This is a genomic window from Ruegeria sp. CDSC068, assembly GCF_059610545.1.
The window spans coordinates 481180-497726 of record NZ_JBXWNV010000002.1 but is presented as its reverse complement, the minus strand read 5'-3'; the positions used below and the strand labels follow the sequence as shown (position 1 = coordinate 497726).

The 16547-nt window shown below is 58.7% G+C and carries 14 protein-coding genes; 3 read left to right on the top strand and 11 right to left on the bottom strand.

Translation table 11 applies throughout. From position 1 onward, the window contains the following. Window positions 1-80 precede the first annotated feature (80 nt). From AC2FID_RS07140 to AC2FID_RS07110, 7 genes are all read right to left on the bottom strand, one after another. A complete protein-coding gene (locus tag AC2FID_RS07140) occupies window positions 81-1244 on the bottom strand; it encodes a M20 aminoacylase family protein (RefSeq protein ID WP_496836083.1) in 1164 nt (387 codons plus the stop codon). A 59-nt stretch (window positions 1245-1303) separates the two neighbouring features. Then, window positions 1304-2446: an MFS transporter gene (locus AC2FID_RS07135; RefSeq protein WP_496836082.1), complete on the bottom strand. Its 1143-nt coding sequence runs from the start codon at window positions 2444-2446 to the stop codon at window positions 1304-1306. A gap of 70 nt (window positions 2447-2516) precedes the next feature. Next, window positions 2517-3794, bottom strand: coding sequence for a DUF3422 family protein (locus AC2FID_RS07130; RefSeq protein WP_282168803.1), 1278 nt, complete (start codon window positions 3792-3794; stop codon window positions 2517-2519). Between the two features lie 107 nt (window positions 3795-3901). Then, window positions 3902-4258 (bottom strand): VOC family protein, encoded by a 357-nt coding sequence (locus AC2FID_RS07125; RefSeq protein WP_496836081.1) that lies wholly within the window; start codon window positions 4256-4258, stop codon window positions 3902-3904. An 85-nt stretch (window positions 4259-4343) separates the two neighbouring features. Next, on the bottom strand, window positions 4344-5798 hold the full coding sequence (locus tag AC2FID_RS07120; RefSeq protein WP_282119159.1) for an NAD(P)(+) transhydrogenase (Re/Si-specific) subunit beta: 1455 nt from the start codon (window positions 5796-5798) through the stop codon (window positions 4344-4346). Between the two features lie 13 nt (window positions 5799-5811). After that, window positions 5812-7383, bottom strand: a complete 1572-nt coding sequence (locus tag AC2FID_RS07115) for a Re/Si-specific NAD(P)(+) transhydrogenase subunit alpha (protein WP_058274367.1) — start codon at window positions 7381-7383, stop codon at window positions 5812-5814. Window positions 7384-7510: 127 nt separating this feature from the next. After that, window positions 7511-7960, bottom strand: coding sequence for a methyltransferase family protein (locus AC2FID_RS07110; protein WP_058274366.1), 450 nt, complete (start codon window positions 7958-7960; stop codon window positions 7511-7513). A 217-nt stretch (window positions 7961-8177) separates the two neighbouring features. Between AC2FID_RS07110 and kynU the strand changes: the two genes are divergently transcribed. Next, window positions 8178-9371 carry a kynureninase gene (kynU, locus tag AC2FID_RS07105; RefSeq protein ID WP_496836080.1) on the top strand — a complete coding sequence of 398 codons (1194 nt, stop codon included), beginning with the start codon at window positions 8178-8180 and terminating at the stop codon, window positions 9369-9371. Here kynU and AC2FID_RS07100 read toward each other — a convergent pair. Further along, window positions 9364-9942 carry a TetR/AcrR family transcriptional regulator gene (locus tag AC2FID_RS07100; protein WP_496836078.1) on the bottom strand — a complete coding sequence of 193 codons (579 nt, stop codon included), beginning with the start codon at window positions 9940-9942 and terminating at the stop codon, window positions 9364-9366. The genes kynU and AC2FID_RS07100 overlap by 8 nt on opposite strands. Before the next feature lie 99 nt (window positions 9943-10041). Here AC2FID_RS07100 and AC2FID_RS07095 point away from each other — a divergent pair, with 99 nt between their 5' ends. Then, complete coding sequence (locus tag AC2FID_RS07095; protein WP_282168808.1) at window positions 10042-10506, top strand: (2Fe-2S)-binding protein; 465 nt, start codon at window positions 10042-10044, stop codon at window positions 10504-10506. A 3-nt stretch (window positions 10507-10509) separates the two neighbouring features. Next, complete coding sequence (locus AC2FID_RS07090; RefSeq protein ID WP_496836076.1) at window positions 10510-12750, top strand: xanthine dehydrogenase family protein molybdopterin-binding subunit; 2241 nt, start codon at window positions 10510-10512, stop codon at window positions 12748-12750. A gap of 46 nt (window positions 12751-12796) precedes the next feature. Here AC2FID_RS07090 and AC2FID_RS07085 read toward each other — a convergent pair whose 3' ends face one another. The 3 genes from AC2FID_RS07085 to AC2FID_RS07075 form a co-directional block, all read right to left on the bottom strand. Next, the gene (locus AC2FID_RS07085) at window positions 12797-13576 is read right to left on the bottom strand and encodes a gamma-glutamyl-gamma-aminobutyrate hydrolase family protein (RefSeq protein WP_496836074.1); all 780 of its coding nucleotides are present in this window, start codon (window positions 13574-13576) and stop codon (window positions 12797-12799) included. A 225-nt stretch (window positions 13577-13801) separates the two neighbouring features. Then, complete coding sequence (locus tag AC2FID_RS07080; protein WP_282119153.1) at window positions 13802-14227, bottom strand: GlcG/HbpS family heme-binding protein; 426 nt, start codon at window positions 14225-14227, stop codon at window positions 13802-13804. A 25-nt stretch (window positions 14228-14252) separates the two neighbouring features. Next, window positions 14253-16385 carry a malate synthase G gene (locus tag AC2FID_RS07075; protein WP_496836072.1) on the bottom strand — a complete coding sequence of 711 codons (2133 nt, stop codon included), beginning with the start codon at window positions 16383-16385 and terminating at the stop codon, window positions 14253-14255. Window positions 16386-16547: the final 162 nt, after the last annotated feature.

The window sequence follows — 16547 nt, the reverse complement described above, 5'->3', positions numbered from 1 at the left end:
CGCAGCAAGGGTCCACTTTCATCTGCCATAAATATCCCGGGGAGCGCGAGGGGCTGACCCCTCGCTTCCCTACGCCGTCATCAGGCCGCGGGCATCCGTTGTTCCACGATCCCGGCCCACCAACTGCATCCAGCCGGAATCGCCTCGTCGTTAAAATTGTATTCAGGATGATGCACAGCAGCCGTGTCGCCATTGCCAACCAGGATGTAGGCTCCTGGCCGTTCTTCCAGCATAAAGGCAAAATCCTCACCGCCCATGATCAGGGGCGCTTCGTCACAGTTTCCAGACACCGAGCGCGCGACATCCGCTGCAAAATCGGTCTGCTCGTCGCTGTTTACCATCACCGGATAACCCCGGTAATAGGTCACATCGGCCTGACCACCAAAAGTGGTGGCGATACCTGCGCAGATTTCCTGAACGCGCTTTTCAGCTAAGTCGCGCATATCCTTGCTCATCGTGCGCACGGTCCCTTTGATCTTCACCGATTGGGGGATCACATTGAACGCGTTTGACGACGTCTCAAACGACGTGACCGAGACCACAAGGCGATCAATCGGATCGGCATTGCGCGATGCAATGGTCTGCAGCGCCAAAACGGCCTGAGCAGCCATCACAGTGGTGTCGACCGTTTCATGAGGCTTGGCGGCGTGCCCGCCTTTGCCTTCGAAAGTGATATCGAATTGATCTGTTGCCGCAAAAAAGGCCCCAGGTCGGATGGCGAAGCTGCCCACCGGACGTCCTGGCCAGTTATGCATGCCATAGACCTCTTGTATGCCCCAGCGGTCCATCATGCCGTCTTCGCACATCTCGCGCCCACCGCCGCCGCCTTCTTCGGCAGGTTGGAAGATCACGACTACGGTGCCGTCAAAATTGCGCGTCTCGGACAGGTATTTCGCGGCCCCCAACAGCATGGCCGTATGCCCGTCATGCCCACAGGCATGCATGGCGCCGTCAGTTTTCGAGGCATAGTCCAACCCCGTCGCTTCGTGGATCGGCAGCGCATCCATGTCTGCACGCAACCCGATCACCTTGCCGCTGGTGTCCGTCTTGCCCTGGATCACGCCGACAACTCCAGTACGGCCGATGCCTGTCACCACTTCATCACAGCCAAAGTCCCGCAATCTTTCGGCGACCAGAGCACTGGTGCGGTGGGTTTCGAACAGGATTTCCGGGTTTTCATGAATATCGCGTCGCCACTCGGTGATTTCACCCTGTAACTCGGCGAACCGGTTTTTGATCGGCATGTTGGTCTCCTAACTGTTGGTTTTCCGGCTTGCTGCTCCGCTATGACCCCGCCATGACTTCAATCTGTTTCGGCAGGTCGCAACGAACCCGCCAACAGGACAATGAATACGGCCAGCGGCAACAGCGTCGTGAATGCTACGCGCAATGTAAGCATCTCTGCGAGAAACCCAATAAGCGGCGGGCCAATCAACAGGCCTCCGTACCCCAGCGTGGCGACGCTGGCGATCGCCTGCCCCGGCGGTACGTTGGGATCACTTGCCGCCCGGCTGAACGCCAACGGCATGATCACCGCGTATCCGACCCCCATCATCGCAAAACCTGCCAATGCCAGCCCTGCCTCGGCAGCGGACACAACACAGAACACGCCCAAAGCGGCGCAAGCCCCGCCAAATCGCGCTGTTACCACCGGTCCAAACCGCGCAATGACAAACCCGCCTGCCAAGCGGAAAGCAACCATGGCTACCGAGAATACCGCATAGCCCAATGCCGCAATGCTCTCGGCGGCGTCGGTCACGTCCCGCAGGAAAATCGCACTCCAATCCGCCACTGCACCTTCCCCCAAAGCTCCGCACAGAGCGGTGAAACCCACAAGGATCAAAGCGCCTGAAGGCAAAGCAAAAACCTTGCCTCCGGACATGGCCGCGCGGCGCGATGTCCAGCGTACCCATGACAATGCCAATGCCAGCCCAACGACGATCCCGCCCGCCAGCAAAAAGTGTTGGATCACTGTCAGCCCTATCTGCACTGCTGCAAATCCGCTGAAGGCGCCCAACCCTGCCCCAAGGCTCCACATCGCGTGGAATGATGACATCACGGGTTTCTTGTACGCCTGCTCAACCTCCGCCGCCCAGGCGTTCATCGCCACATCCATCGAGCCGTGGAAAGCCCCGAATACAAACAAAAAAGCCGCAAGCGACCAGAAGCTACCCGCGAGGGCCAGAAGGATCAACGAAACCGTATAGAGAACGGCAATGTACCGCGTCAGAACCACCGCGCCGAACCTGTCGGTCAACCGGCCTGTGATCGGAAATGAACACACTGCGCCCGCCGCCATGAACAACAGGCCATATCCCAGTGTCTCATGCGTCAGGTCCAGTTTGTCCCGGACCGCTGGAATGCGCGATGCCCAGATGCCGAACAATGCGCCATTCAATATGAACATGGCGGCCACGGCCCGCCACGCCGACACGATTCCAATCACAGAGAATTCCTCGACCCAAGTGTCAAACGCGTTTGTTGTACAACTCGCAGGTCCAAAGGCAAATACGGATCTACTCCAACCGCTTTCGAATCCTGCGAACGGCAAACCATACCGCCAAGACAACCGGAATCGTCACTGCTGCGCTTAACATCCCTTTACTGATCCCGGCACCCGTCAGGGGGTAGAGCAGATAGCTGACCAGCGATACGGCGTAATAGCTGATCGCGACCACGGAAAGCCCCTCGACCGTGTGCTGCAGACGCAGTGCCAGATCCGCGCGGCGATCCATACTTTCCAACAGGGCCTGGTTCTGTGCGCTTCGCTCAACATCTACGCGGGTTCGCAGCAGTTCCCCTGCACGGATGGCCCGATCTGAAAGAGCTTGCAGGCGACGTTCCGTGGATTTCACCGTACGGATCGCCGGGTCGTATCGGCGCATCATAAAGTCCGCAAAGTTCTGACCGCCTTCAAAACGCTCTTCGCGCAGGACCTCAATCCGCTGATTTACGATGGCCTCATAAGCACCCGTGGCTCCGAACCGGAACGAACACTGCGCCGCCAAAGTTTCCAGTTCAATCGAGGTCGACAGCAAGTCCTGAAGCAACTCGTCGGGCTGGGCAGAATTGTCGGTCATTTGCCCCATCAGGCGCGTCAGCTTTTCATCCAGCTTTCCGATACGAGGCATCAGTTGTTTGACCCGCGCAAAACCCAGCATAGACATTGCCTTGTAGGTCTCGATCTCACACAAACGCTGGACGATCCGTCCCGTCCTGCGCCGACCGGTTCCATTCGCGACAAACAGCGCAAACCGCATGTGCCCTGCCGGATCGATACGAAAATCACTTGCACAAACAGCTGCGTCATCCAGCACCCGAGCAACAGCCAGGCTTTCTGGTTCGAACCATTCCAGCAGCTTGGATTTGATCACCTCGTCGCCTTCGCGTTCGACAACACGCACCATGGCCGACGTGACCCTCTGACCGGGGCTGGCCATCAACCAGTCGGGGGGAAAAACTTCAAAATCAGCCGGGTTGAACGCACGCTCGCTGACGTTCTGGGCGATGGCCGTATAGGTCACGAACTCGGTATGTTGCTCCCACTTCAACCAATGGCGGCCGATTTGTCCGGCATAGTGTGTGGCGTCCGGCTGCGGATGCTGCGCCCCGTGGCGGTCGAGAAGATCGATCAGGTGATCCAGATCTTCGCGCCGATCCCGTGCGACGGCCGCAACCGATTTCTTGATCGCCAGAAAGACCACTGTGCAAGGCATCGCCGCCACCGGAAACGGCCGGGCGTGCAGCTCATTGGCCAGCGCATAGCGCAGCGGATGATCATCAATCGGCGTCATTTCGGGCTCCGTTTCGTCCGAGGCACTATACGACACCTATAAAATTCATCAATTCTCTTTTTATTTCATATACTTACAAGGATACTACGGTATACAAACCCGCTATCTCATTGATTTGGCTGCCACAGCTCGATCGGGTTGCCCTCAGGGTCATGGATGCGCGCGAACTTGCCAACCTCACTGTCCCACTCTGCGTTAGTTTCAACCTTGATCCCTGCGGCTTCAAGCTGTGCAGTCATGGTGGCCAGATCATCGACACGAAAATTGATCATCCACTGCTGCTCGGATCTTCCGAAGTACGCGGTGTCCTGCGCAAAGGGGGCGAAGACTGTGTAACCCTCGCGCTGTTTCCATGGCTCCGGGATATAGTGATTTACGCCCAGGTGCTTTTCATACCACGCGCTCAGGGCCTCGGGATCACGAGCGCGAAAGAACACGCCGCCTATGCCGTTCACTTTTTCCATCGGGCACCTCCTTTTCAATTCAGAATACACCAAAAACAGAAAAGGCGCCCACTGGGGCGCCTTTCCGATAGTTATCCTGACCCGTTCAGTCGATCATGGGCAGTAATTTGTCCAGGCTTGCCTTTGCGTCGCCGTAGAACATGCGGGTGTTTTCTTTGAAGAACAGCGGGTTTTCGATGCCCGAGTACCCAGTGCCTTGGCCGCGTTTGGACACGAAGACCTGCTTGGCCTTCCAGCATTCCAGAACCGGCATGCCGGCGATGGGGCTGTTGGGGTCTTCCTGCGCCGCAGGGTTCACGATGTCGTTCGAGCCGATGACGATGGCCACATCCGTTTCGGGGAAGTCGTCGTTGATCTCGTCCATTTCCAGCACGATGTCGTATGGCACCTTCGCCTCGGCCAGCAGCACGTTCATGTGGCCCGGCAAACGGCCCGCGACCGGGTGGATCGCAAAGCGCACATTCTTGCCCTGCGCCCGCAGCTTGCGGACCAGTTCGGACACCGATTGCTGTGCCTGCGCCACCGCCATGCCGTAGCCGGGGATGATCACCACACTGTCAGCATCGTTCAGCGCGGCGGCCACACCGTCGGCTTCGATGGCGATCTGCTCGCCCTCAACCGCCATCTGTTCACCCTGTGGGCCACCAAAGCCGCCCAGGATCACGCTGACAAAGTGACGGTTCATCGCCTTACACATGATGTAGGACAGGATCGCACCCGACGAGCCCACAAGCGCGCCAACCACGATCAGCAGGTCGTTGCCGAGGCTGAAGCCGATCGCCGCAGCCGCCCAGCCCGAGTAGCTGTTCAGCATCGACACAACCACCGGCATGTCGGCACCGCCGATACCCATGATCAGGTGATAGCCGATGAACAGCGCCGCCAGCGTCATCAGGAACAGCGGGAAGAAGCCGCCCGATGCGGTGTACCAGATCAGACAGATCAGCGAGAGACCTGCCGCAGCCGCGTTCAGCGCATGACCGCCCGGCAGCTTGGTTGCCGCAGACGTCACCTTGCCCGCCAGCTTGCCATAAGCCACGACCGAGCCGGTAAAGGTGATCGCACCGATGAAGACGCCCAGGAACAGTTCGACATGCAGGATCGACAATTCCGCCGGGGTTTTCTTGGCGATCAGTTTGGCAAACCCTCCGAGGCCCGTGTACAGAACTTCTTTCGATGCATCCGAGACCGCCATCACCTCGGCGACGTTCAGAACTTCAAAATGCGCGTTGTATCCGACAAACACAGCTGCCAGACCGACCAGCGAGTGCATCGCGGCCACCAGCTGCGGCATCTCGGTCATCTGCACGCGCTGTGCGACGTACTGACCGATCAGACCACCGCCCGCGATCAGCAGCAGCGACAGCAGCCACAGACCCGAACCGGGACCAACCAGCGTGGCGAAGACCGCCAGCGCCATACCGACGATGCCATACCAGACCGCGCGCTTGGCGCTTTCCTGGTTCGACAGGCCGCCGAGCGAAAGGATGAACAGAACAGCCGCAACAACGTAGGCGGCAGTAGTGAAGCCAAATTCCATGTGCCCGGCCTCCTTAAGATTTCTGGAACATGGCGAGCATGCGCCGGGTTACGAGGAAGCCGCCGAAGATGTTGATCCCGGCCATGAAGATGGACAGCGCCGCCAGCAGAATGACCAGGATCGACCCCGATCCGATTTGCATCACTGCCCCGACGATGATGATCGACGAGATCGCGTTGGTGATCGCCATCAGCGGTGTGTGCAGGCTGTGGGCGACACCCCAGATCACTTGGAAGCCCACAAAAATGGCCAGCACAAAGACGATGAAGTGCTGCATGAAGCTGGCCGGAGCGATCAGCCCCACCAACAGCATCAGCGCGCCACCAACACCCAGCAGGGTGAACTGCTGTTTGGTCTGCGCCTTGAAGGCCGCAACCTCCTGCGCCTTTTTCTCTTCCGGGGTCAGTTCCTTGACTTCCGGTTTCTTCTGCGCCGCGATCGCCTGCACCTTGGGTGGCGGCGGCGGGAAGGTGATGTCGCCTTCAAATGTCACAGTCGCACCGCGGATCACGTCATCTTCCATGTCGTGATTGATCTGACCGTCCTTTTCAGGCGTCAGGTCGGTCATCATGTGACGGATGTTGGTCGCGTACAAAGACGAGGACTGCGCCGCCATCCGGCTGGGGAAGTCGGTATAGCCGATGATGGTCACGCCATTGTCGGTCACGATCTTCTCATCCGCCACGGTCAGCTTGCAGTTGCCGCCCTTTTCCGCCGCAAGATCAACAATGACCGAGCCCGGCTTCATCGCCTCAACCATATCCTTGGTCCAAAGCTCCGGCGCTTCGCGGTTCGGGATCAGCGCGGTGGTGATCACGATGTCTATCTCGGGTGCCAGCTCGCGGAACTTGGCCAGCTGCGCCTCGCGGAACTCTTCCGACTGAACGCTGGCGTAGCCACCGGTGGCCGCGCCGTCTTGCTGATCCTCACTGAAATCCAGATAGACGAACTCGGCCCCCATCGATTCGACCTGTTCGGCCACCTCGGGGCGCACGTCGAACGCGTAAGTGATCGCGCCCAGCGAGGTCGAGGTGCCGATGGCCGCCAGACCAGCCACACCGGCCCCAACGATCAGTACCTTCGCAGGCGGAACCTTACCGGCAGCCGTCACCTGACCGGTGAAAAAGCGGCCAAAGTTGTTGCCCGCCTCGATCACCGCGCGGTAACCGGCGATATTGGCCATCGAAGACAGCGCGTCCATCTTCTGCGCGCGGCTGATCCGCGGCACCATTTCCATGGCGATGACATTGGCACCCTTGGCCTTGGCCGCTTCCATCCCCTCTTCATTCCCCGCAGGGTTGAAGAAGGAAATCAACGTCTTACCCTTGGTCAAACGCTTCAGCTCAGCCTCGTTCGGCTGACGCACCTTGGCAACAATGTCGGCCTGCTTCCACAGCGACGCAGCCGTCTTGACGACCTCAACCCCCGCGGCCTCATACGACGCATCCGAAAATCCAGCCGCAGCACCAGCACCCTTCTCAATCAGACATTCATAGCCCAACTTCTGAAGCTGCAACGCTGACTCTGGCGTCATCGCAACACGGTTTTCACCGTCATAAGTCTCTCTCGGTGTGCCTATCTTCACTGGCAGTCCCCCTAATTTTCACTCTGACCGAGCGGGTGGTCGGTATTGTTTGTTAAGCAAAGGTGTATCCTGCGCAACATTATTTCGCAAGCGCAGCATTATTACGTTGTGTCATTACCACATTACCTCATATCCATCGGCGGGTTTGGCGTTCATATCGGGCAAAGTCGGCGCGAAAAGTTCTGCGCATTCTGTCCTCTTCTGGCACGATGAAACGACGTTCCAGAAGCCATACGAATATTGGAATCAGAACCAATGACGCTATGGCATCAAACCGCAGGATCAGGCCCGACAGGATGAGCACATCGCCCACGTATATGGGGTTTCGGCTACGCTTGAATATCCCCGATTGCACCAGCGATGTAGGCGTTTCATGCGGGATAATCGTGGTGCGATGACGGCGAAATTCGGCTGCGGCCAGAACGATCATGATAACACCGCCACCGATCAGAACACCGCTGAGCAAATCAACAAACCCGTTGTCGAGCGACAGCCCCATCGGCATATGCCGCGCCTGCAGCCATGCAACCACAGCAAAGCCCAGCAGCCACACCGGTGGGATGTCGATTTTTTGCATGTCGGGCAGTCTTTCGTATTCGGGCAGGGCAAAGTGTCGCTTTTGCCCGATGACCTACCGCTTTTCGCTGGAAATAGCAAAATCACAGTTGGTCGCAGCCGCGCAATCGACGCGGGTCCGGACATGGATGCAGAGAGGGTCTTCGATGATGGACAGTCGCTTTTGGATCAGATAGCCATTTTACATCAACAATTGCCCGCATAATGAAGAGAAAACGATGACCGACTTTGCCGCGACAAAAGCCATGTTCAACCTTCCCCAAGGCGTCGTTTATCTGGACGGTAATTCGCTTGGACCGCTGCCGCGCGCTGCCGGAGATCGGGTCAGTGACATGATGGTTCAGGAATGGGGGCAGATGCTGATCACCGGCTGGAACAAGGCAGGCTGGATGGCGATGCCGACCGGTTTGGGTGATCGCATCGGACGGCTGATTGGCGCAGAACCCGGTAGTATCGTCACCGGTGACACCCTGTCGATCAAGGTTTACCAGGCCGTTGCTTCAGCGCTGGAATTGTGCCCGGACCGCAAGGTCGTGCTTTCGGACAACGGTAACTTTCCTTCCGACCTCTACATGGTGGATGGCCTGCTTCGCTCACTCGGGCCGGAATATGAACTGCGCGTCGTCGCACCGGAAGACGTAGCTGAAAATGTGACCGAGGATGTAGCCGTTTTGATGCTGACCGAGGTGGATTACCGCTCGGGCCGGATCCACGACATGAAAGCCTTGACAGAACTTGCCCATGCAAACGGTACAGTGACAGTCTGGGACCTAGCCCATTCAGCTGGCGCGATTCCCGTCAATTTGGCGGCATGCAATGCAGATTTCGCGGTTGGTTGCACCTACAAATACCTGAACGGCGGGCCGGGTGCGCCCGCATTCATCTATGTCGCCCCGCGCCTGACGGAACAGGTGCGCCCCGCTTTGTCCGGGTGGTTGGGCCACGAGTCGCCTTTTGCCTTTGATCTGGACTATCGTGCCGGCAACGGGATCGAAAGAATGCGTGTCGGTACGCCTCCGATCCTTCAGATGGTCGCCCTATCCGCGGCGATGGACATATGGGATATGGCTGACATGCAGGACGTACGGACCAAATCCATTGAATTGACCGAGTTGTTCATCAAACGTGTCGAATCCGCCTGCCCCGATTTGCAACTGGCAAGCCCGCGTGATCCTGCCCAGCGCGGTAGTCAGGTGTCTTTCCGATTTGCCGACGGCTATGCCGCCATGCAGGCCCTGATTGCCCACGGTGTGATCGGAGACTTCCGCGCGCCTGACATCATGCGGTTTGGCTTCACGCCGCTGTACATTGATGAGCAGGATGTTGAAAATGCAGTCGAAATCTTGGCGGACATCATGCAGAACCGCCTGTGGGACGCACCAGAATTCAAGGTGCGTCAGCGCGTTACCTGACTTCTAGCCCAGCTCCTATCAGAGCGGCAAACTGGGCAACACGGGTTTCATATTCTTCCGCGCCAATAGCGCTTGCCTTCAGCCCTTTCAGAGTGGCCGTTATCGTTTTGGCCGTCTCGTCTGCCTCCACCTGCAACCTGACTCGCCCGGCCTGATCCTCGCGCGACAGCCACTCGGCATATAGGCGCGCCAGCTCAGCCTCGCCCCGCGATATGATTTCTGAGGACATAGACTTGGTCGTATCCAACATTTCCAGCCCATGGGGGGATGCAAGGATGGTGGCCATCCCTTCGGTTTGAGCGTGAACCGCGCCCTTGAAAACGTCCGAAACTGAGCCCGGTTTGGTCAGCGCCGCAGCCACTGCAACGCTTTTCGCTGCATAGTAGAGTTCGGTCAGCTTAGTGACGATCGCCTCTTTATTTTTGAAATGCAGATACACTGCCGGACGGGACATCCCAGCGCCCTGCGCTATGTCATCCATCGAGGTCTTGCGGAATCCATAAGTCGCAAAGGCCCGAAACGCCGAGTCCAGGATCGCCTGTTGCCGTGAATCTTCAGTTACATCTGCCATCCCCGAACTCGTGACACTTTTTGTTCATTTTGTCAATTGACATACTGACACTTTTCAACAATTATGTCAGAAACCAGCCACAGCTACGAGAGGTGCGCCATGGCGACCGCCCTTAAGATCAACGGAACGCAACATCAGGTTGACTTGCCCGATGACGTCCCCCTGCTTTGGGTTCTACGGGATGAGGTCGGTTTGACTGGCACCAAATTCGGCTGCGGCGTGGCCGCTTGCGGGGCCTGCACCGTGCACATTGACGGCGAGGCTGTGCGTTCGTGCCAAGTGGCCCTGTCCGATGTCTGGGGCGATGTGACCACGATTGAAGGCATTGGCACCCCGGACGCGATGGCCGCGATTCAGCAGGCCTGGGTCGATCATCAGGTGGCGCAATGCGGCTACTGCCAGTCGGGCCAGATCATGCAGGCCGCAGCGCTGCTGGCCGAGAACCCTGCGCCTTCGGATACCGATATCGACGATGCCATGCAGGGCAATTTATGCCGCTGTGGCACCTACCCCCGCATCCGCGCTGCAATCCACGACGCGGCATCCAAGCTGAAAGAGGCATAAACGATGGCATCCGTTGGAAAAATCCTCCGTCGTACTTTCTTGATTGGCTCAGCAGCGATTGTCGGGGGCGTGGCCTTTGGCGCCTATTACGTCAGCCGTCCGGCCGCCAATCCGCTCAAACCTGCTAGGGGCGAAACCGCGCTCAGCCCCTTTGTTCTGATTGATCAGCAAGGCGTCACCCTGTTCGCCCCGCGTGCTGAGATGGGACAAGGTGTAATGACCACGTGGGCGGCGCTGATCGCAGAAGAACTGGATGTGGAACTGGACCAGATCCGCGTTCTGCACGGCCCTGCAGCGGCGGCCTACTACAACTCTGCCCTGATTGGGGAAGGCTTGCCGAACAAGGGTTATGACATCTCGGACTTCCAGCACAATCTGGGGGAAGCGCTGGGTGTGTTAGGTCGAACGCTGGGCCTGCAAGTTACCGGTGGCTCGACCTCGATGAAGGACGGGTTCGAGCGCATGCGCGAGGCGGGTGCGACCGCGCGCGAAACGCTGAAACAGGCCGCTGCCGACCGTCTGGGCGTGGATCGTGCGCAACTGAAAACCGAGAATGGTGCTGTAATCGCGCCGGATGGGACGCGCATTCCGTATACTGAGCTTGCCGAGGCCGCCGGTCAGATTGAACCGCCGGAAGTCGAATTGCGCGATCCGTCCAACTGGCGCTTGCTGGGGCGGAACTTGCCGCGTGTGGATGTGGTCGGCAAATCCACCGGAACGGCTGAGTTCGGGATCGATGTGCGCCCCGAGGGTCTGAAATTCGCCTCGGTCCGGATCAATCCCAAGCTGGGCGGCGAGATGAAAGGCTTTGATGCCAGCGCGGCAGAACAAATGCCCGGCGTGAAAAAGGTGGTTGATCTGGGCAACGGTGTGGCTGTGATTGCCACCAACACATGGCTGGCCATTCAGGCCGTCGAGGCGATTGACGTAGATTGGGGCGACGCCCCATACCCGCCGGAAACCGACGCCATTTTCACCGAAATTGCCAGTGCATTCGACGCGTCCCCCAATTCGACCATGCGCGATGACGGCGACGTTGACACTCTGCCCGACGGCGCCACCGAAATCACGGCCGAATATACGGTGCCCTATCTGGCCCATTCCACGATGGAGCCGATGAACGCCACAGCGCTGTTCACAGGCTCGGCGCTGGAACTGTGGTGCGGCAATCAGGCCCCGACGCTTGTCCAAATACGCGCGGCCAACACGGCCAACCTGGACAAAGAGGCCGTTCAGGTCCACACCACCTATCTGGGCGGAGGGTTTGGCCGCCGGGGCGAGCTGGACTTCGGCGAGATCGCGACAAAGGTCGCAATGGCCATGCCCGGCGTCCCTGTCCAGACCACCTGGAGCCGTGAAGAGGACATGCGCCATGACTACTATCGCCCCGGCGCGATGGCTCGGATGCGGGGGGCAGTCAAAGACGGCCAAGCCGTTCTGATTGACGGCAAGGTCGCGGCGCAATCCTGCACGCAACAAGCGGTTCAGCGCTATACCGGCTTGCCGGCTGGCGGACCTGACAAAGTGCTGGTCGAAGGGTTTTTTAACCAACCCTACGCGGTGCCAAACTATCGCATGAGCGGGCACATCGCCGATCTGGATATTCCGGTCGGCTTCTGGCGCTCGGTCGGGAACAGCCACAATGGATTCTTCCATGAGACATTCTTGGACGAGATGGCCCATGCCGCAGGTCGTGACCCGCTGGAGTTCCGATTGGAATTGGCTAGGGACGAGCACGCGCCATCGGCAGGCTGCCTACAGGCTGTGAAAGAGATGTCCGGCTGGACCGGAGAAACCCCGGACGGTGTCGGGCGCGGTGTGGCGATGACCTATAGCTTTGGCACACCGGTCGCTCAGGTGATCGAGGTCGTCGATGAGGACGGCACTATCCGTATCTCCAAGGCATGGATCGCCTGTGACGTCGGTCTGGCCCTGGACCCCGGCACAGTCGAGGCGCAGATGTTCGGCGGCATGATCTATGGCCTGTCGGCGGCTGTGATGGGTGAGATCACATTCTCGGACGGTGAGGTCGAACAATACAACTTCCCCGACTACGACGCTCTGCGGATGCACAATGCTCCGGTGACCCAGGTGAAAATTCTGGAAACCAACCACCACATGGGTGGCGTTGGCGAACCGGGGACACCCCCGTCCATGCCGGCCCTTGGCAATGCCCTTTTTGACCTGACGGGTGAGCGCGCACGCACCCTGCCTTTGATCAATCAGTTCAATCTGCTGGTTTGATCGCGCTGCGCCGGTCCGGACCCTCTCTCTCGGATCGGCGCAGGACTTACGCGGATTGTTGGGCCAACGCCCTATCCGACCCGGTTGCCCATGCATGTACAGCAGCACCGAATGCCTTGAATAAAGGGCGGGACACGGGATCATTTTCAGCATCCCATTCCGGGTGCCATTGCACTGACAACGTGAATCCGGGCGCGTCCTGAATGTATATCGCCTCGGGCGTTCCATCGGGGGCTTGACCATCAATCACAACCCGACGCCCAACCGATTTGATCCCCTGTCCGTGCAACGTGTTCGTCATCACTTCGGTCGCGCCCATCAAGCGGTGGAATCGACCGCCTTCGTTAAGCGCAACGACATGTCGCAGGGCAAATTTCTCTTCCAGAGTCCCATCGGGCGGCATGCGGTGGTTCATCCGACCCGGCAGATCGCGTATTTCCGGGTACAGTGTCCCGCCCATCGCCACGTTGACCTCTTGGAACCCTCGACAGATGCCAAAGAAGGGCTGCCCACGCTCTACACAGGATCGCACCAGCGGCAGGGTAATAGCATCGCGCGCCCGGTCGAACTCGCCATGGGCCTCGGTCGCGGACTCGCCGTATTCCTCGGGGTGGACATTCGGGCGCCCGCCGGTCAGCAGAAATCCGTCGCAGACCTCAAGCAGCTCATCGACCGAGACATAGCGCGGATCGGCTGGGATCAGCAGCGGCAGACAGTCCGAAACATTGGCAACCGCGTCTGAGTTCATCGTGCCACCGGCATGGGTCGGATATTGATCATTCATCAAGTACGAGTTGCCGATGATACCGACGACGGGTCGAGACATGCTGCGTTCCTGCGTTTTCTGTTTGCTTCCCAAAAACTATCGACCGCAAGAACAGCGCGCAATAGCACAGGCCCTGCGTGTCAGCGCAAGCTCTTGTTCAACTGTGCACATGTTGGAAAATGATCGCGCTTTGTCTGGTACTTTAGCCATTGCCCGTTTTTGTGGCTTTGCACGAACATCGCATTGGGGCGGAGAGCCCAAAAGGCTCTCCGCCAGTCATCAGGTTCAGATCTCGCCAATCAGGCCGGCAGTTTCGATCCCGGCCAATGCCGCTGCGGCATCATTGTCGGACGTATCGCCGGTCACGCCGACCGCACCGATAACTGCGCCCTTTTTGTCGCGCAGCAACACACCACCCGGAACTGGCACGACCTGCCCGCCATAGACGCCATTCACAGCTGCCATGAAATAGGCTTGCGCTTCGGCCCGCTGCATCTGCGCGGTGCCAGCCATGCCCAGCATCACTGCGCCATAGGCCTTGCCATGCGCAATTGCGAACCGACCGGGGGCCGCGTCGTCTTCGCGTTCAAATGCGATCACGTGGCCGCCTGCATCAAGAACGACGACGGAAAGGGGTTTCAGCTCCATTTCGTGCCCCTTCTCAAGGGTCTTTCGGATGATGGTGCGGGCTTTGCGGAGGGAAACTCCCATGTCGTGTCCTATCGTTCCTGATGGTTTAAAGGCTGGCTTTCAGTTCCAGACGGCGAGCATGCAGGACCGGCTCGGTATAGCCCGAGGGTTGCACACGCCCCTTGAAGACCAGATCACAGGCCGCTTGGAAAGCAATTCCGTCGAATCCGGGTGCCAAGGGGCGATAGTCTGCGTCATTTTCGTTCTGGCGATCCACCACAGCGGCCATTTTTTGCATCGCAGCCATGACCTGCCCTTCCGAGACAACATCATGGTGCAACCAGTTGGCCAGCGCCTGAGATGAAATCCGGCAGGTCGCGCGATCCTCCATCAGACCGACATCGCTGATATCCGGCACTTTCGAACAGCCAACACCCTGATCAACCCAGCGCACCACGTATCCAAGAATGCCCTGCGCGTTGTTCTCGATCTCGCGGGCGATCTCGTCCTCGCTAAGGTTTCGACCGCCCAGGAGCGGAATGGTCAGCAAATCCCCCAGCGTCCCCCGCGCCCCACCGGCAGCCAGTTCATCCTGGCGCGCCAGCACGTCGACCTTGTGATAATGCGTCGCGTGCAATGTCGCGGCTGTCGGCGACGGCACCCAGGCGCATGTCGCGCCGGATTTCGGGTGGCCGATCTTCTGCTCCAGCATATCACCCATCCGGTCGGGCATAGCCCACATGCCCTTACCAATCTGCGCCTTGCCTTTCAGGCCGCAGGCCAAACCAATATCTACGTTGCGATCTTCGTAAGACGCAATCCACGGCGTGTTCTTGATGTCGCCCTTAGGCAGCATTGGCCCAGCTTCGATCGAGGTGTGAATCTCATCCCCAGTCCGGTCAAGAAAACCGGTGTTGATGAAGGCCACCCGCGATTTCGCAGCGCGGATGCATTCCTTGAGGTTGACCGACGTGCGGCGTTCTTCATCCATGATGCCCAGCTTCACGGTATTGCGCGGCAGGCCAAGGATGTCTTCGACCATGTCAAAAATCTCGACAGAGAACGCGACTTCTTTCGGGCCGTGCATTTTGGGTTTCACCACATAGACCGAGCCTTGGACCGAATTTCCGCCGTCTCGCTTAAGATCGTGCATGGCAATCAGCGTCGTGCAGAGTGCATCCATCAACCCTTCGCCGATCTCATTGCCCTGTTCATCCAACACAGCAGGGTTTGTCATCAAATGCCCGACGTTGCGGATCAGCATCAGCGAACGACCCTTCAAGCTGCCTGTCTCACCGGATGCCGTTGTAAAGCTCAGGTCCTTGGCAAGTTTGCGGGTGAAAGTCGTGTTGCCCTTGTTCACCTCTTCGGTCAGGTCACCCTTCATCAACCCAAGCCAGTTGCCATATGCCACCACCTTGTCAGCGGCATCGACGCAAGCGACCGAATCCTCGCAATCCATGATGGTCGACAAGGCCGATTCCAGACGCATATCGGCAATACGCGCCGGATCAGTGGCCCCTATAGCGCTGTGTCCGTCGATCCTGATCTGAATGTGCAGCCCGTTGTTGCAGAGCAGTACCGCATCCGGTTTGCCCGGATCTCCGTCGTAACCTACAAATTGTTTAGGATTGGCCAGAGTTGGCATCAGCGCGCCGTCCTGTACGCTCAGATCTGAGACATCAGCCCATGACCCGAAAGCCAGCGGCACTGCGTCATCCAAGAACCCTTTGGCCCATGCAATCACCCGCGCGCCCCGCGCTGCGTCGTAGCCGCCAGCCGCGGGCAGATCACCCATCGCATCCGTTCCGTAAAGCGCATCGTAAAGGCTGCCCCAACGTGCATTGGCTGCGTTCAGTGCAAATCGCGCATTGGTAATCGGAACAACAAGCTGCGGTCCGGGGATCGAGGCGATCTCGGGGTCGACATTGGCGGTTTCAATCTGGAAATCCGCACCTTCCTCAACCAGATAGCCGATCTCGTGCAGGAAAGCCTGATAGGCCTCGGCGTCGTGGTCCTGCCCTTGGCGCTCAAGATGCCATGCATCGACCTTGCCCTGAATGTCCTGCCGCTTGGCCAGAAAGGCGCGGTTCTTGGGGCCAAGCTCGGCGACCATGCGCGCCAGACCATCCCAGAAGGCATCTGCTGTGACACCGGTTCCCGGCAGGGCTTGGCCTTCGATGAACTCGGCCAGAACCGTATCCACCTGCAATCCGCTGCGCGCCTGTCTGCTGCTCATTTTGTTTCTCCCGGGAATGTGCACGACTGTATGCCGTCAGCATTTAGGACGAAAGTTTCCGATAGGCAACGTGCGCCGCAGCGTCGCGGTCAAAAAGACTTACCAAAATCAATTTTCGGGACATTCCGACGCGCGGATCGCACCGCTTGCAGCCCACCGCCA

What these genes read in the sequence shown, in the direction of transcription:
- AC2FID_RS07140 (WP_496836083.1), bottom strand. Translation starts at nt 1,244, where the DNA reads ATGCCGATCAAAAACCGGTTCGCCGAGTTACAGGGTGAAATCACCGAG.
- AC2FID_RS07130 (WP_282168803.1), bottom strand. Translation starts at nt 3,794, where the DNA reads ATGACGCCGATTGATGATCATCCGCTGCGCTATGCGCTGGCCAATGAG.
- AC2FID_RS07125 (WP_496836081.1), bottom strand. Translation starts at nt 4,258, where the DNA reads ATGGAAAAAGTGAACGGCATAGGCGGCGTGTTCTTTCGCGCTCGTGAT.
- AC2FID_RS07120 (WP_282119159.1), bottom strand. Translation starts at nt 5,798, where the DNA reads ATGGAATTTGGCTTCACTACTGCCGCCTACGTTGTTGCGGCTGTTCTG.
- AC2FID_RS07110 (WP_058274366.1), bottom strand. Translation starts at nt 7,960, where the DNA reads ATGCAAAAAATCGACATCCCACCGGTGTGGCTGCTGGGCTTTGCTGTG.
- kynU (WP_496836080.1), top strand. Translation starts at nt 8,178, where the DNA reads ATGACCGACTTTGCCGCGACAAAAGCCATGTTCAACCTTCCCCAAGGC.
- AC2FID_RS07100 (WP_496836078.1), bottom strand. Translation starts at nt 9,942, where the DNA reads ATGGCAGATGTAACTGAAGATTCACGGCAACAGGCGATCCTGGACTCG.
- AC2FID_RS07095 (WP_282168808.1), top strand. Translation starts at nt 10,042, where the DNA reads ATGGCGACCGCCCTTAAGATCAACGGAACGCAACATCAGGTTGACTTG.
- AC2FID_RS07090 (WP_496836076.1), top strand. Translation starts at nt 10,510, where the DNA reads ATGGCATCCGTTGGAAAAATCCTCCGTCGTACTTTCTTGATTGGCTCA.
- AC2FID_RS07085 (WP_496836074.1), bottom strand. Translation starts at nt 13,576, where the DNA reads ATGTCTCGACCCGTCGTCGGTATCATCGGCAACTCGTACTTGATGAAT.
- AC2FID_RS07080 (WP_282119153.1), bottom strand. Translation starts at nt 14,227, where the DNA reads ATGGGAGTTTCCCTCCGCAAAGCCCGCACCATCATCCGAAAGACCCTT.
- AC2FID_RS07075 (WP_496836072.1), bottom strand. Translation starts at nt 16,385, where the DNA reads ATGAGCAGCAGACAGGCGCGCAGCGGATTGCAGGTGGATACGGTTCTG.